The sequence below is a fragment of the Bradyrhizobium algeriense genome (assembly GCF_036924595.1).
GTDB lineage: Bacteria > Pseudomonadota > Alphaproteobacteria > Rhizobiales > Xanthobacteraceae > Bradyrhizobium > Bradyrhizobium algeriense.
In genome coordinates this window covers 2,653,276-2,667,635 of the sequence record NZ_JAZHRV010000001.1, presented here as the reverse complement: position 1 = coordinate 2,667,635, position 14,360 = coordinate 2,653,276, and the positions used below count along the sequence as shown (strand labels likewise).

15 protein-coding genes and 3 pseudogenes are annotated in these 14,360 nt (G+C 63.3%); 4 read left to right on the top strand and 14 right to left on the bottom strand.

Features of this window, described 5'->3' with window-relative positions:
- Positions 1 to 161 precede the first annotated feature (161 nt).
- Positions 162 to 325: pseudogene (locus V1286_RS13090) on the top strand (alcohol dehydrogenase); the annotation flags it as partial.
- 141 nt (positions 326 to 466) lie between these two features.
- Here V1286_RS13090 and V1286_RS13085 read toward each other — a convergent pair.
- Together V1286_RS13085 and V1286_RS13080 are read right to left on the bottom strand one after the other, a co-directional pair.
- Positions 467 to 842: pseudogene (locus tag V1286_RS13085) on the bottom strand (hypothetical protein).
- Positions 843 to 1,109: 267 nt separating this feature from the next.
- Positions 1,110 to 1,358 (bottom strand): hypothetical protein, encoded by a 249-nt coding sequence (locus V1286_RS13080; protein WP_334480113.1) that lies wholly within the window; start codon positions 1,356 to 1,358, stop codon positions 1,110 to 1,112.
- Between the two features lie 290 nt (positions 1,359 to 1,648).
- On the opposite strand from V1286_RS13080, the gene V1286_RS13075 reads away from it, so the two are divergent.
- Positions 1,649 to 1,876: a hypothetical protein gene (locus V1286_RS13075; protein ID WP_334480110.1), complete on the top strand. Its 228-nt coding sequence runs from the start codon at positions 1,649 to 1,651 to the stop codon at positions 1,874 to 1,876.
- A gap of 166 nt (positions 1,877 to 2,042) precedes the next feature.
- On the opposite strand, the pseudogene V1286_RS13070 reads toward V1286_RS13075, so the two are convergent.
- Together V1286_RS13070 and V1286_RS13065 are read right to left on the bottom strand one after the other, a co-directional pair.
- Positions 2,043 to 2,282, bottom strand: a pseudogene (locus V1286_RS13070) (HigA family addiction module antitoxin); the annotation flags it as partial.
- A 73-nt stretch (positions 2,283 to 2,355) separates the two neighbouring features.
- The gene (locus V1286_RS13065; protein ID WP_334480108.1) at positions 2,356 to 2,829 is read right to left on the bottom strand and encodes an Lrp/AsnC family transcriptional regulator; all 474 of its coding nucleotides are present in this window, start codon (positions 2,827 to 2,829) and stop codon (positions 2,356 to 2,358) included.
- A 39-nt stretch (positions 2,830 to 2,868) separates the two neighbouring features.
- Between V1286_RS13065 and V1286_RS13060 the strand changes: the two genes are divergently transcribed.
- Positions 2,869 to 3,477: an RBBP9/YdeN family alpha/beta hydrolase gene (locus tag V1286_RS13060; RefSeq protein WP_417021135.1), complete on the top strand. Its 609-nt coding sequence runs from the start codon at positions 2,869 to 2,871 to the stop codon at positions 3,475 to 3,477.
- A 341-nt stretch (positions 3,478 to 3,818) separates the two neighbouring features.
- Positions 3,819 to 4,928, top strand: coding sequence for a hypothetical protein (locus V1286_RS13055; RefSeq protein WP_334480103.1), 1,110 nt, complete (start codon positions 3,819 to 3,821; stop codon positions 4,926 to 4,928).
- Positions 4,929 to 4,946: 18 nt separating this feature from the next.
- On the opposite strand, the gene gmk is transcribed toward V1286_RS13055, so the two are convergent.
- The 10 genes from gmk to V1286_RS13005 all read right to left on the bottom strand — a co-directional run bounded on the left by gmk (position 4,947) and on the right by V1286_RS13005 (position 14,195).
- Positions 4,947 to 5,600: a guanylate kinase gene (gene gmk / locus V1286_RS13050; RefSeq protein ID WP_334480101.1), complete on the bottom strand. Its 654-nt coding sequence runs from the start codon at positions 5,598 to 5,600 to the stop codon at positions 4,947 to 4,949.
- Positions 5,601 to 5,603: 3 nt separating this feature from the next.
- Positions 5,604 to 6,491 (bottom strand): YicC/YloC family endoribonuclease, encoded by an 888-nt coding sequence (locus tag V1286_RS13045; protein ID WP_334480099.1) that lies wholly within the window; start codon positions 6,489 to 6,491, stop codon positions 5,604 to 5,606.
- A gap of 127 nt (positions 6,492 to 6,618) precedes the next feature.
- A complete protein-coding gene (gene mltG, locus V1286_RS13040) occupies positions 6,619 to 7,899 on the bottom strand; it encodes an endolytic transglycosylase MltG (RefSeq protein WP_108519336.1) in 1,281 nt (426 codons plus the stop codon).
- Positions 7,900 to 8,025: 126 nt separating this feature from the next.
- A complete protein-coding gene (gene fabF, locus V1286_RS13035; protein WP_334480095.1) occupies positions 8,026 to 9,291 on the bottom strand; it encodes a beta-ketoacyl-ACP synthase II in 1,266 nt (421 codons plus the stop codon).
- A gap of 103 nt (positions 9,292 to 9,394) precedes the next feature.
- Positions 9,395 to 9,634: an acyl carrier protein gene (locus tag V1286_RS13030; RefSeq protein ID WP_008969609.1), complete on the bottom strand. Its 240-nt coding sequence runs from the start codon at positions 9,632 to 9,634 to the stop codon at positions 9,395 to 9,397.
- A 304-nt stretch (positions 9,635 to 9,938) separates the two neighbouring features.
- A complete protein-coding gene (fabG, locus tag V1286_RS13025) occupies positions 9,939 to 10,676 on the bottom strand; it encodes a 3-oxoacyl-[acyl-carrier-protein] reductase (RefSeq protein ID WP_334480093.1) in 738 nt (245 codons plus the stop codon).
- 21 nt (positions 10,677 to 10,697) lie between these two features.
- Complete coding sequence (fabD, locus tag V1286_RS13020) at positions 10,698 to 11,651, bottom strand: ACP S-malonyltransferase (RefSeq protein WP_334480091.1); 954 nt, start codon at positions 11,649 to 11,651, stop codon at positions 10,698 to 10,700.
- Between the two features lie 112 nt (positions 11,652 to 11,763).
- Positions 11,764 to 12,390: a LysE family translocator gene (locus V1286_RS13015; protein ID WP_334480089.1), complete on the bottom strand. Its 627-nt coding sequence runs from the start codon at positions 12,388 to 12,390 to the stop codon at positions 11,764 to 11,766.
- Positions 12,391 to 12,462: 72 nt separating this feature from the next.
- Positions 12,463 to 13,488 carry a fatty acid desaturase family protein gene (locus V1286_RS13010; RefSeq protein ID WP_334480087.1) on the bottom strand — a complete coding sequence of 342 codons (1,026 nt, stop codon included), beginning with the start codon at positions 13,486 to 13,488 and terminating at the stop codon, positions 12,463 to 12,465.
- The gene (locus V1286_RS13005; RefSeq protein WP_334480085.1) at positions 13,485 to 14,195 is read right to left on the bottom strand and encodes a TetR/AcrR family transcriptional regulator C-terminal domain-containing protein; all 711 of its coding nucleotides are present in this window, start codon (positions 14,193 to 14,195) and stop codon (positions 13,485 to 13,487) included. The genes V1286_RS13010 and V1286_RS13005 overlap by 4 nt, the downstream gene beginning before the upstream one ends.
- Positions 14,196 to 14,360: the final 165 nt, after the last annotated feature.

Genomic DNA, 14,360 nt, shown 5'->3' with positions numbered 1-14,360 from the left:
GCGGCGCTCCTCGTTGCAAGCTTGTGGGCATCGTCCCAAGACAAGCGTCGCGCGCCGCTCCTTCTAGATCTGTGCATGGCAACCGCACTGTCACGGAAGTCAGCGTGTCTCATTCCAAGGGTGCAGTCCAGCACTGTCACCGAAATTCTTCACCGTAATTCTTCATGGTCGGGACCCTCGCCGAGGCGAAGGAATTGATGGCCCTCGCCCGCGCCGGCAAGATCAAGCCGACGCCGATGAAGAAAGAGCCGATGACCGGCGTCCAGGAATGGATCGACGAGTTGCGCGCCGGGAAGTCGTCGGGCGGATTGTGCTGAAAAACTGAGGTGGTGCGCTCGCGTCACTGCAACGATGGAGCCTTCGGCCCGCTCCGTCCTTTTGATTCCGATAGCTTCCCGTCGAGCTGCTTTCGTCGAAATGGCCTGAGAGGTGGGCACGGCGCGAAGTGCCGTGCCCACGCTTGAAACTACCTGCTGTACACCACGGGCGCGCGGCGGAACGCCACGCGCGGCGGCGGGCCGATATCGCGCTGCCAGACGCGGCCATCATCGAACTGAATGCGCATGCCGTCGGGCGAATAGACGGCGCCCTCGTCGCGCGCATCGATCCAGATTCGGCTGAAGGGCGCCGGTCCAGTCGGGCCAGGCCCGGTAGGATTCACCCGTTTCCGTCGTGAGGTTCACGGCGTCCCCGTTCTGCGTGACGAAGGTGGGAGCGCCGACCATGCCGTTCCGGCACATTTGGATGCACCGGTAGGTGCCGGTCAGGTTGACCGTTTCGGCTGACGCGGCAGTGGCGGCGCATGCAGCCAGGAGGCCCAGGGCCAGCGGCAATCGTCTCATAAGGATTACTCCATTGCTTGTATGAAGATGAGCCCGACCAAGCGGACAAGGAACAAGCGCTGATGAAAGCAGCTCGTTCCCCCTGTTCCCTGCAGTTCCAACACCTCTGCGTGAGATGGAACGAGAGGCGCCGCGGGTCAATTCACGAGGAACAGTGCACTTAACTTCATGATGATCGCAGGCGCGACGCGTCGATTTCCAGCACTATCACAGTAATGACGGAAACCACACGACATAGCGCGGCGCCCTTCCTCGACAGGTCAGCCCTCAGCGTCTGCCTGAGCGAAGGGTGCGCCCGGGTGCGGAAGGCGAAGTCGTCTTATCAATTGCCGCCGAGTCTGAGCGGCCGTCATGATCCTCGGCCATGTCGCTGGGCGCAGGCTCCAGTGAGCTCAACGCCGCATCGACCTTCTCCATAAGGCGTTCCAGTTCGGCGCGCTCATTGGGCCCCGGGTCCTCCTCCAACCTGCCCAGCAGTTGTTGCTTTTGAGTGAGAAGTTTCGCAAGTGAAGTCATGGTGTCCTCGTCCGAGTACGGAGCGGGAGGGCGCGGAGAACAAATCGATCAACCATTCAGAACGGCGTCAGGTTCCTCCGCTCGCAACCACGTGCGTGAAACCTGCGTCGAGTACGACAATAGCAGCGGGGTTCTGCCGGTACCGCAACGAGCGTTCGGAGATCGAAACCGAGACGGTTCGCTGCAATGTTCTTTGGCGGAACCTAAGATGACGGCGCCATCAAAATCTCCGCCAGGCGGAACGAATGCCTTTCGAAGCCTTTGATTCTGGTCGACAAGAGGAGGTATCTATGAAGCTATCTGCCTTGACGATTGCGACACTGCTTACGGTCGGAACCATCGCTTCGGCCAACGCTGTTGAGTTTGGCGTCGGTCCGGGCGGCGTCTACGTTGGTCCCGGCTATGATCGCCACTACTACCGCGATCGTGATTACAGAGATGACTGCCGGATCGTAATCCGCGAACGCACCAACCGCTTTGGTGAACGTGTCAGGATTCGCGAGCGCATCTGCGACTAAACACGCGCTCGACGGTAGCGACGATCAGCTCAGGGTCCGGCGGGGATGCTGGACCGATCGGTAGGTCAGGAATTGCAGGTGAGTGCACTTAACTTCATGATGATCGCAGGCGCGACGCGTCTGTTGGATACACACTGTAATTCCGAGGCGGATCATTCTCATCCGATCACGCGAGCGCCGGGCCCGGATCTCCAACCTTGCGAAACCGCGCAACCTTGATCTTCCCGGCACGGCGACGCGCCTGCGCAATGTCGTAGCTATTTTGCATGCGCATCAACGTATCCATGGATATGCCGAACGCCTTCTCGATGCGCAGCGCCATTTCAGACGATAGTGCCGCGCGCTCATTGAGCAGCGCCGAGAGCGCGGGACGGGTCACACCCAGCGCCTTGGCGGCGTCGGTCACGACATGTGTATGATCAGGGATGACTTGGAATTGCGGTGACGGTCTGGACTGCCGCTTGGGAGCATCTTCCTGGCTAGCGTTGGATCAACGCCCGCCCGATCGGCTTTGACGGCTCACTGCGCAGCACCAGCGACGTCGTGACCGAGCCGTGCCGCGCGACTGCATCCACGATCGTTTCAAGCTCCTGTGGCGACGGCACGAAAACCTTGAGAATGAAACAATCCTCGCCGGTCAGTCGCAGCACCTCCATGACGTGAGGCATTTCGGAAAATTGCTTCAGGCAGGACTGAATATATTCGTGGGTCGTGCGCAGGCGGATGACGGCCATCATCCTCAACCCGAGCGCGGTCGGATTGATCTTCGCGGTATAGCCCGTAATGATTCCGCGCTCCTCCAGTCGCTTGACCCGCTCCGAGGTCGCTGGCTGTGAGAGTCCGACCCGGCGGCCAAGTTCGGATATCGCGATACGCCCATCCTCCTGCAGGACTTCGATGATCGCGACATCAGTCGGGTCCGGCGCTGGGATGGAGCTTTCTCGAAATGACATGAAGACCTTGAATCCATCGGTAAGAGGACGTCTTTTCCGATGATTGCCCATTCCAGATCGCAGCGGAAGACGTCAATTTCGTCCGGTTACAAAATCAACGGAGCTGATATGACCGACATCGTTATTCTGCCGGGGATCGGAGGATCGGGTGAGTTGCACTGGCAAACCCGATGGGAAAGGAGCAACCCTCGCTATCGGCGCTTCCAGCCTGCCGACTGGAATCGACCTGAACTCAAGGACTGGATCTCAGCGCTGGATCGCGCAGTCGGCGCCGCTTCGAAGCCGCCGCTCCTCCTCGCTCATAGCCTGGCATGTCTTCTGGTTGCGCACTGGCAGCAGGTTTCCGCGGCGCCGGTCGCCGGCGCATTCCTCGTTGCCGTTCCGAATCCGGAAGCCCAGGCCTTCCCCGTCGAGGCCGCCAGTTTCGCCAATCCGCCACTCGGCCGGTTCAGGTTTCCCTCACTCATCATCGCAAGCGCGAACGATCCCTATGGCACGATCGAGCATGCCCGCGGGAGAGCGAGTCAGTGGAGAAGCGGCATTGTAGAAGTGGGAGAGCTTGGCCACATCAATGAGGCAAGCGGGCTGGAGGACTGGCCGCAGGGAAAGGCATTGCTCACGGCTTTTGCAGCCGGAGTCGCGAATTGACAGCCAGTCCGTGGAATGGAGTTCCGGTCAGGTCAGCCCAAATGGCTCCTTGAGGGGACACGGATCCGCCGGGGGTGTGAGCTGGACCAGTTCGGGCCGCATGTCGGCCCACAGCGGCTCCGGTTCATTCGTGCGATCCGACGGCTGTACCGGACGCTGGACCGCCCCCAGACAGTAGAAAAAACGCCGGTTTTCCACAGGTTTAGCCCGCCTCAATTGAGGCAGCGCGCAAGCCCCAATTAAACCCCATCCGCTCCGAAATTGCGGCTCATTGCCACCCAAGTCTCTGACCAGATTGGGGGCATTAAGCGTCGTGTTGCGTGCGTTGCCGGGGATACAGAATGTCGAACCGTTCCGTGAAATTCGTCCCGGCTCTCCTTGCCGGTGTGGTGGCAGGCGCCAGTCTGGCCGCCACGACGGATCTCCGGGCCCAGGTATTAACAACAGCCGCGGAAGCCGCCCCATCACAAGCGACCCAGGCCGCCGCGGACAGTTGCCTGTCCGCGCCGAAGGGCGCGAACCCCTCGGGCAGCCACTGGTACTATCGCATCGATCGCGTCACCAAACGCCAGTGCTGGTATCTCCGGGAGGAAAGCGACACGGCTGACGACAAGTTCGCACGCGCCGCGCCGCCAGCTTCAGCCCCTTCGGCAGCAGAGGAGCCGACGCAGCAACGAACGATCACGCGCAAGTCGATCTCCGACGCGCGTGCCGAATGGGTTTCCCAGCAACCCCGCGCCGAGCCAAATTCGCCCGCCAAAGTCGAGCGAACGGTTGCGGCAGCTCCCGCACCGGCCGTGCAGAATAGCCCGCGCGCAACCATGCCGAATGTGCTGGCGCCAGCGCCACTGTCGTCGGTGCGATGGAATGACGCTCCCACCACAAGATCTTTGACCACGCCAACCAATCTCCAGACGGCGGCAGCCGCGCCCGCAGCCCAGCCGCCACAGGCCGAGGAAGTGCAGCAGCCCGCGGCGGCGGATCAGGTTGCGCCCACGGCTGCGGACGCGGCGACGGCAAAGCCGACCGCATCGCTGCAGAAACTGCTTCTGGTGATGGCCGCCGCGCTTGCGCTGGCCGGCCTCACGGTAAGCGCGATCGTCAGGATCGGCCGCATGCGGGCGCGCCGCGCCATGCGCCGCAAGCGGCGCGCGATGTGGGATTCCGCAAAGACAAGGCGGCGTTCGCCGCAACCGATGTTCCATGACGAGGACGCCGGGCTGCGGCGCACCGGCGGCGTGCACAATCCGCGGATGCCCCAGGACCGGACACGCGTACCCCAGGAGCGAACGCGCGTACCCCAGGAGCGAACAACGCGCATGCCACAGGAGCGGCCACGCCCGCCGCAGGAACGACGACACGTGCCCCAGGGACACGCGCCCCAGGATCGGGAGCGGGAGCGGCAGGTTACGGAAATGCTGTCCCGGCTCGCCCGCAGCGCGCAGACCTGACCGAAATGGAAGCGGCGGCTATTTCTCCAGCTGGCGCTGTAGCTTGCGAACGAACTCGGTCAGGCCGGTGCGGCGCTCACGCTTGAGCCGCTCGGCCTTGAGAATCGACTGCACCTCGGCGAACGCGTCATCGACGTTGTGGTTGACGACGATATAGTCGTATTCCGCCCAGTGACTGAGTTCATGGGTGGCGCGGCTCATGCGCCCGCGAATAACCTCGTCGGAATCCTGCGCACGCGTGTGCAGCCGTTTCTCCAGATCGGCGGCCGATGGCGGCAGGATGAATACCCGAACGACATCGACGCTCGCCTTCTGATGCAGCTGTTGGGTGCCCTGCCAGTCGATGTCGAACAAGACATCCTGTCCCGCCGACAATGCCGCTTCGACCGGCGCACGCGGCGTACCGTAGAGATTGTCGAATACGGTCGCCCATTCGAGCAGTTCGCCCTGCTCCACCATCGTCTCGAACTTCTGCTTGTCGACGAAGAAATAATCGCGTCCCTCGACCTCGCCCGGTCGCATCGAGCGCGTCGTTGCTGAAACGGACATCTTCAGGCCCGGCTCGCGCTCAAGCAGCATGCGCGACAGCGTGGTCTTGCCCGCGCCCGAGGGCGACGACAGCACGAACATCAACCCTCGCCGTTCAACCCCGTCGAAACCTCCAGCCGTCATCGGTTACTCCAGGTTCTGGACCTGCTCGCGGAATTGCTCGACCACGTTCTTCATCTCGAGCCCGGTCTGGGTCAATTCCAGATCATTCGATTTGGAGCAGCAGGTGTTGACCTCGCGGTTGAATTCCTGGGCGAGGAAGTCGAGCCGCCGGCCGACCGGTCCGCCCTTGCCGATCATCTCGCGGGCCTGCGCGACGTGCGAGGCGATGCGGTCGAGCTCTTCGCGGATGTCGGCCTTGGTCGCGATCATGATCGCTTCCTGATTGAGCCTGTCAGCGTCGAAGCGTTCGGAAGTTTCCAAGAGTGCCGCCACCTGCTCGGCCAGGCGCGCCCTGATCGCCTCCGGCTTGCGGCCGGGCGCAGCCTCGGCCTTCTTCGCCAGCCTCTCGATCTCATCCATGCGCTGGATCAGAATTTGTCCCAGCGTCACGCCCTCGCGGCGGCGCATCTCGACGAGTTGGGCGAGCGCGTGCTCGAAGGCTGTGGCCGCGGCATCCCTCGCCGCCTTGTCTTCCGCCTCGTCGCTTTCGGGTTCGACGACCTCGATGACGCCCTTGATGCCAAGCAGACCGTCGATGCTGGGCGCCACGGCGTCGATCCGGCCGGCGAGTTCGCCCGCGACCTTCACGATCGAGGCGAGCACGTCTTCATTGATGCGCACGGTGGAGACCGCGTTGGCGCGCTTGACGCTGAGGTTGGCGTAGACCGTGCCCCGCGACAGCACCTCGCCGGCGCGTTTCTTGGCCAAGGCCTCCAGTTCGTCCCAGCCCGGCGGCAGGCGCAAGCGCAGGTCAAACCCCTTGGCGTTGACCGACTTCAGTTCCCATTCGAACGTATAGGGACCGCTGGCGCCGTGACTCCGGGCAAAACCGGTCATGCTCGATAGCGCCATCGCGTAACACTCTCCGAAAAACAGGGATTTCAAGACTCGAAAGGGACGGCGCGACCTTAAGCCGATTTCCGCCAAAGTGGAATTGCGTTCCGGCCGTAGCGGAAATGCCGACTTAACCGGCCGGGCGTCAGCGCTGAACCACCGGCGGCGTCGTGGTCGACTGCGCGGCGCCCTGGCGGGCAGGCGCCGTCGCAGGCGCCGCAGGACGGGCGGGCGGCTTCTTCGGCCCCGCCGGCCGCGGAGTGGTCGCGGTTGGATTGGTATCGGCCGGCCCTCCGGCCGACGTTGGCGGCGGCGCATCCTCTGATGGTTCGACGGTGTCGTTCTGAATCTGTTTTTCGAGCGCCCGCAGCTTGGCGACGTTCTTCTGGTGCTGGTCGTAGGTCTCGGTAAAGGCGTGCCCGCCGGTCCCGTCGGCCACGAAGAACAGGTCGCGTGTGCGCGCCGGGTTGGCGGCGGCTTCGAGCGAGGCGCGGCCCGGATTGGCGATCGGTCCGGGCGGCAGGCCTTCGATCACGTAGGTGTTGTAGGGCGAAGGCTGTGTAATCTCGGAGCGCTTGATCGGCCGGCCCAGCGTTCCCTTGCCGCCGACCAGGCCGTAGATGATGGTCGGATCGGACTGCAGCTTGATCCTCTGCCGCAGGCGATTGGTGAATACGGCAGCCACGCGGCTGCGCTCGTCGGCCCGGCCGGTTTCCTTCTCGATGATCGAGGCCAGCGTGATGAGCTGCTCCGGCGACTTGACCAGAACATCCGGATTGCGGCGTTCCCAGATCTCCGCGAGCACCCGCTTCTGGCTCTGTTGCAAGCGGTGGATCACCTGCTCGCGCGTGGTGCCACGCGGGAATTTGTAGGTTTCCGGCAGCAGCGTGCCTTCGCGCGGCATTTCCCGCACGCTCCCAGCGAAGATGTCGTTGTCGATGAGCCGCGCCACGATCTGTTCGGACGTCAGGCCCTCAGGGATAGTGACGGCGTGCTGCACCACCTTGCCCTCGACGATGGTGGCGATGACATCGCGCAGGCTGGCATTTTTCTGGAAGGAATATTCGCCCGGCTTGAGGTCGGAACTCGCCTTGAGCGCAAACACGCCGCCGATGAATACCCAGGGATTGACGTTGATCACGCCCTCACGCAGCAGCGCGTCGGCGATGTCGCGCTTGCCGGCACGTGAGGGAATGTTGACGATCTTGTCTTCCCGCAGCGGGCCCGGCGTCTCCAGCATTTGTCTGCCGTAGTAGTACACCGTTCCCGCCCCGATCATCAGAATGATCAGGATGGTGATGATGGCATTGCCGACTACCACGAAGGGATTGCGGGCGCGCTCCGACCGCTTCGGCGGCGGCGGCACCTGCTCGGGCTCCAGCGCAGCGCGCGGGCTTCGTGGTGAAATGGGCGGCCTCTCACTCATCGATGCAACCTGAATCCTGTCGGTTCAATCGCGGCCGGGCAATCCTATGCCCAGCCGATAGCATACGCCCACATGTAGAAGTCATCGCCGAATGCGGCAAAACGGTGGAGTAGTTATAAACACTTGCTAGTCAGCCACGCGCCGCACGATCACGGAAGCATTGGTGCCCCCGAAACCGAAGGAATTCGACAGCGCGACGTTAATCTCGCGCTTGCGCGCCGTCTGCGGCACCAGATCGATCGCGGTTTCCACCGACGGATTTTCCAAATTGATGGTGGGCGGAGCAATATTGTCGCGAATCGCAAGGATACTAAAAATGGCCTCGATCGCACCGGCAGCACCGAGCAGGTGACCGGTCGACGATTTCGTCGACGACATCGACACCTTGGAGGCGGCGTTGCCGAGTAGCCGCTCCACCGCGCCGAGTTCGATCTCGTCGCCGATCTGCGTCGAAGTTCCGTGGGCGTTGATGTAGTCGATATCGGCTACCGCAATGCCGGCGCGCTTGATCGCCGCGGTCATGCTGCGGAAGCCGCCATCGCCATCCGGCGACGGCGAGGTGATGTGATAGGCGTCGCCCGACAGGCCGTAGCCCACCACTTCGGCATAGATTCGCGCACCGCGCTTTTTCGCGTGCTCATATTCCTCAAGCACGACGACGCCGGCGCCCTCGCCCATCACGAATCCATCGCGGTCCTTGTCGTAGGGCCGCGAGGCCCTGTGCGGCGTCTCGTTGAAGCCGGTCGAGAGCGCGCGCGCCGCGCAGAATCCCGCCATCGCCAGCCGGCAGATCGGCGATTCGGTGCCGCCCGCCACCATGACGTCGGCGTCGCCGAGCGCAATCAGCCTGGCACCATCGCCGATTGCATGCGCACCGGTCGAACACGCGGTCACCACGGAATGGTTGGGGCCCTTGAGGCCGTGCTCGATCGAGACATAGCCGGAAGCGAGATTGATCAGCCGCCCCGGGATGAAGAACGGCGATACCCTGCGCGGCCCGCGTTCCTTCAGCAGCAACGCCGTATCGGCGATGCCGGACAGTCCGCCGATTCCCGAACCGATCAGGGTGCCGGTGGCGCATTTGTCTTCTTCGGTCGAGGGATGCCAGTCGGCGTCGTCGAGCGCCTGGCGCGCCGCGGCCATCGCAAAGATGATGAAGTCGTCGACCTTGCGCTGTTCCTTTGGCTCCATCCAGTGGTCGGGATTGAACGTGCCGTCACTGCCGTCGCCGCGTGGAATCACGCAGGCGATCTGGCTCGCCAGATCGGCAACTTCGAATGTATCGATCTTTTTGGCGCCGCTCTGACCGTTGAGGATACGCGCCCACGTTGTGTCAACGCCGCAGCCGAGCGGCGTAACCATGCCCAGCCCCGTGACGACAACCCGCCTCATGTCAAAAACTCCAACCCGAAACCAGTGGCGCAAAACAAGAAACCGGGGGACCGTTCGACAACGGCCCGTCCGGCTCTGTCTCTACCCGCCCGGGACGTCGACGTCAGCTTTTCGCGTTCTTCTCGAGAAACTTCGTGGCGTCGCCGACTGTCAAAATCGTCTCGGCGGCGTCATCGGGAATTTCGCAGCCGAACTCTTCTTCAAATGCCATCACAAGCTCGACGGTGTCGAGACTGTCGGCGCCGAGGTCGTCGATGAAACTTGCGTTGTCGACAACCTTATCGGGTTCAACACCGAGGTGTTCGACCACAATCTTCTTAACCCGCTCGCCAATCTCACTCATCGTTCAACCTCGTGCTTGTTCCATTGGACCCGACCCCAAGACGCTATAGAGACGCTACGAGCTATCGTGGTCGTTAAACTTCCTTCGCTATCGCGCATAGTCTTGATTCGGCCCGGTGGTAGCCGACAAAGCCCCGGCGAACGGCAGGCGTCGCCACGCCAATATACAGGGTTTCAAAATCCTGCAATGGCCTTGTTTGCCCATCCGTCGGGGGTTCGGTTACCATACTTCCCAAGTCCTGACTACAACCTCCACCACCCCGGCGAAACGGCCTTTGGCCGCATCGATCGGGGCAATAACTCGCTCAAAACATGGCCATTCCGCCGTTGACGTGAATCGTCTGGCCGGTGACGTAGGCGGCCTCGTTCGAGGCTAGATAGACAGCCGCCGCGGCGATGTCCTCCGGCGTCCCCAGCCGCGCCGCAGGAACCTTCGTCAGGATGGTTTCGCGCTGCTTGTCGTTGAGCGCGTCCGTCATCGGCGTCTTGATGAACCCCGGCGCGATGCAATTGGCGGTCACGTTGCGCTTGGCATATTCCGCACCCAGCGTCTTGATCAGGCCGATAATTCCGGCCTTCGACGCGGTGTAGTTGGCCTGGCCGGGGTTGCCGGTCACTCCGACAATCGAGGTGATCGCAATGATCCGGCCGAAGCGCTTGCGCATCATCAGCTTGGTTGCGGCGCGGGCGAGACGGAAGGTCGCGGTCAGATTGACCTGGATGACGTCGTCCCAATCCTCGTCACGCAACTGCACAAAAAGGTTGTCGCGCGTGATGCCGGCATTGGCGATCAGGATGTCGACCTGCCCCATCGCAGCTTCCGCCGCGGGCACCAGCGCCTCGACATCAGCGCTATCGGAAAGGTTGCACGGCAGCACGTGGACGCGATCGCCTAGCTTGCCGGCAAACGAATCCAACACCTCGCGGCGCGTTCCGGAAATAGCCACGGTCGCGCCCTGGCCATGCAACGCCTGCGCGATCGCCCCGCCAATGCCGCCGGTCGCACCGGTCACCAGCGCCGTCCTGCCCGTCAAATCGAACATCAATCTCTCCTTCCGGGAGCTTTAGGCCGAAGCCGCCAATGCGTCCTTGGCCGCGGCAATATCGTTGGGTCCCCCGATCGACACGCCGACGGCGCCGTCGGCGATGCGCTTGACCAGACCGCTCAGCACCTTGCCGGCGCCGATTTCGAAGAACCGCGTGGCGCCGTGCGCGGCCATGTAAGCCACCGACTCGCGCCAGCGCACGGTGCCGGTGACCTGCTCGATCAGGCGGCGGCGAATCTCGTCGGGATCGGTGATCGGCGCCGCCAGCACGTTCGACACCAGCGGCGAAGCCGGCGTCCTGATCGTCACGCCGGCCAGTGCCTCCGCCATCGCATCGGCCGCGGGCTGCATCAGCTTGCAATGGAACGGCGCGGACACCGGCAGCAGCATCGCGCGCTTGGCGCCCTTGGCCCTGGCGATTTCGAGCGCGCGCTCGACCGCGGCCTTGTCGCCGGACACCACCACCTGCCCGCCGCCATTGTCGTTGGCCGCCTGGCAGACCTGACCCTGCGCGGCTTCGCCGGCGACGGCCATCGCGGCCTCATAATCAAGCCCGAGCAGTGCCGCCATGGCCCCGGCGCCGACCGGCACCGCTTTTTGCATCGCAAGGCCACGGGTACGCAGCAGGCGCGCGGTATCGCTGACGCTGAGGCTGCCGGCCGCAGCCAGCGCGGAATATTCGCCGAGCGAATGGCCGGCGACGAAGGCCGCATCCCGCCCCACGGAAAAGCCCGCCTCGGTCTCCAGAACGCGCAGCGTGGCAATCGAGACCGCCATCAGGGCCGGCTGGGCATTTTCGGTGAGCTGGAGGGTTTCGGCCGGGCCGTCCCAGATGATCGCGGTCAGCTTCTCACCGAGCGCCGAATCGACCTCGTCGAATACCGCCCGCGCGGCCGGAAAGGCTTCCGCCAGGGCTTTGCCCATACCGACCGCCTGGGAACCCTGCCCCGGAAAAGTAAATGCAGCCGTCATCGGCGCTCCCTTATTTGATTGGGGCCGTAAGACACTGACCGAGGCCGGGATGTCAAGCCGCGGTGGGGGATGACGCATTCCGCAGGGAAGGCCGGGAATTGGGCGGACAGGCTCAGCGTTCCTGCAGCGCCAACCGGACGCCCAGAGCGCAATAGATGCCGCCAACCGCCTTGCCCTGCCACTTCAGCACGGTGGGATTTCGACGGAGAAAATTGCCCAATCCTCCCGCGCAGACCGCAAAAACCACCGTACTGACGAGCCCCAACAGCACAAAAAGGATCCCCAGGATCGTCAATTGAAGCACGACCGATCCGTTTTCGGGCACCACGAACTGGGGGAGGAACGCGAGAAAAAAGAGTGCGGTTTTCGGGTTCAGCACCTCGGCCAAAACAGCTTGCCTGAATGCTTTGCCGGCCGAGATTGGTAGTCCGCCGGGCGTCAGATTTGCCGGTGTTCTCTCAAGGATTGCGCGAATGCCGAGGTAAACGAGATACGCGGCGCCAATGTATTTGATGATGCTGAACAGCAGCGCCGAAGTGGCAATGATCGCTGAGATGCCGACGATCGCCATAAAGGTATGAATCATGTCGCCGGCCGCGATCCCGACGCCGGTCGCGATTCCCACCCTGGTGCCCGAACTCGTTGCCCGTGCAACGGTGAGGAGCGTGGCGGGACCCGGAATGAATACAAAGCCGAGCACAACCGCCGCATAAGCAGCCAAGGTGGTCAGATCGATCATACGCTCGCTCCTTCGCGGCTATTGTCGCCCAGGGAAGTTACCCTATGAGCGAAAGGGGATGTCCACCTCTAGCTAGAAGCCACCTGCGGCCTGATCACCGCCAACCTCCTTCCCGGCCCGGGCGCGGCGTGCGCTGCTCACGACGTTACCAGGCCGGTCCTCGTGGTCCGGCCTGGCAGTCGCGAGCCGCAGCACGGCGGCGTAATTCGGCTGCACCTCCATTCGGTCCGCATACCGGCTCGCGGAGAGAATGCGGTGGACACGCGGCAGGTTGTAGCAGGGCACGTAAAACAGCAGGTGATGCTCAAGGTGGTAGTTCACGTAATACGGCGCGATGAACAGCCGCTCAAGGAAATTGGTGTGCGTGGTGCGCGTATTGCGCAGGGGATCGTTCGAGTCGGGGACCACCGCATGCTCGGCGATGTTGCGGATGCGGGTGATGACCATCTGCCAGGTGAGCAGCGGCAGCAGCCACAACAGCGGATAGGCCCACCACACGCCGGCGGCGGCAAGGCCTGCGAACAGCACGGCATTGACGGCACACTGCGGACCGAGCTTTTCCCAAAAATGCGCGGCGCGCCGCGCGAGCGGCCATTCCTTGGGCCCAAGTGCATTTAGCAATTGCGCTTTGCGCTGCTGATAGCCGGTCTGCCCGGTGATATCGCGCACGAACTTGCGGCGGTAGCTCATCCCCGTGATCGGAAACGGCGCTGATAGCACCAGATCCGGATCGTCTTCCTGCTGCGTGCGCGCATGGTGCTGCAGGTGATAGCGGCGATAGGCGCGGGTCTCGGCGAAGATCGGATAGGCGCAGAACCACTGGCTCAGCGTCAGGTTGACCTTCTCGTCCGCCGACAGACATCCATGTGCGCCGTCATGCATCAGGATCGCGAGCCCGAGCTGGCGCGAGCCGATGATGCCGACCGCGAGCAAAAAGGTCAGCGGGTTGGGCCACCAGGCGGCCAGCGCGATCGATCCCAGGATCAGCGCCCATGCATGTGCGATCAGGGCGATGCCTTTCCACGTCACGCGCTGGCGCACGGCGATCAATTGGTCCTCGTTCAGAAAGTCACGGGCACGCATGCGTAGCGCGGTCATGATGAGGTCTCCCTGTCGGGCTTGTCGCTGTCGTCAACCACGCGCAGTCTGGCGCTGTCGACGCCAGGCGGTGTCGTGGCCTGATCGCCCAGCACGCGCAGCATCTCGTGGCACAAATCCTCTGCCGATCGTCCCATCGCATGACCCTCGACCATGACGCCGATCGCGACTGCCCAGAACCGGCGCGAGCTTTCCTCGGGCGCTCGGAGTGAGCGCCAGCCGTGCCGCTCGACCTGGCTCGCATAAGCGCGGGCGCCTTCGCTGTGCAGACGTTCGATGGTGCGTTCAACCAACGGAGCGAGATCCTGACGGCGTCTGGTCAGGGTCAAAGCCTCGGCAAAGAAGGCCACCGAATCCGTCGCCGTCACCGTCTCCGCCAGCGCGTGCGTATATTCCCGCGGCGTGTGCGCCCGAAGCGCCGCCTGCTCGGTCGCGCGCGCCAGATAGAGCATCTCGCGGCAGGCGGCCTCGACGAACAGCGCCTCCTTGGTGCGGAAGTAATAGGTGATCTGGCTCGGAAAGGCGTCCGCGGCCGCCGCAATGTCCGAAATCGAGGTTCCGGCGAGGCCCCGCTCCCTGAACAGGCGGCTGGCGCCGTCGAGGAGGCGCGAGCGCATCTGGCGTCCGGCTGTACGCGTGGCGCGGGCGGCATGCTTGGGATCGCCGGCTGGAGCTTCGGGAGCTGTCTGGACGAACTTGGGAGCCATTTTGCCCTCTCGTCCATTGTTTGTATGATATACAAACAAATATGTCAACCCGGCCCGGTGGCCTCACGGCCCTCGTTGGAGAGGCCAGGAACCCTTTCAAGTCCCCCCAAGAAGCCTTGCCAGCGCGCTGAAAATCCTTATAAACCGCGCCATCCGTGGATCCCG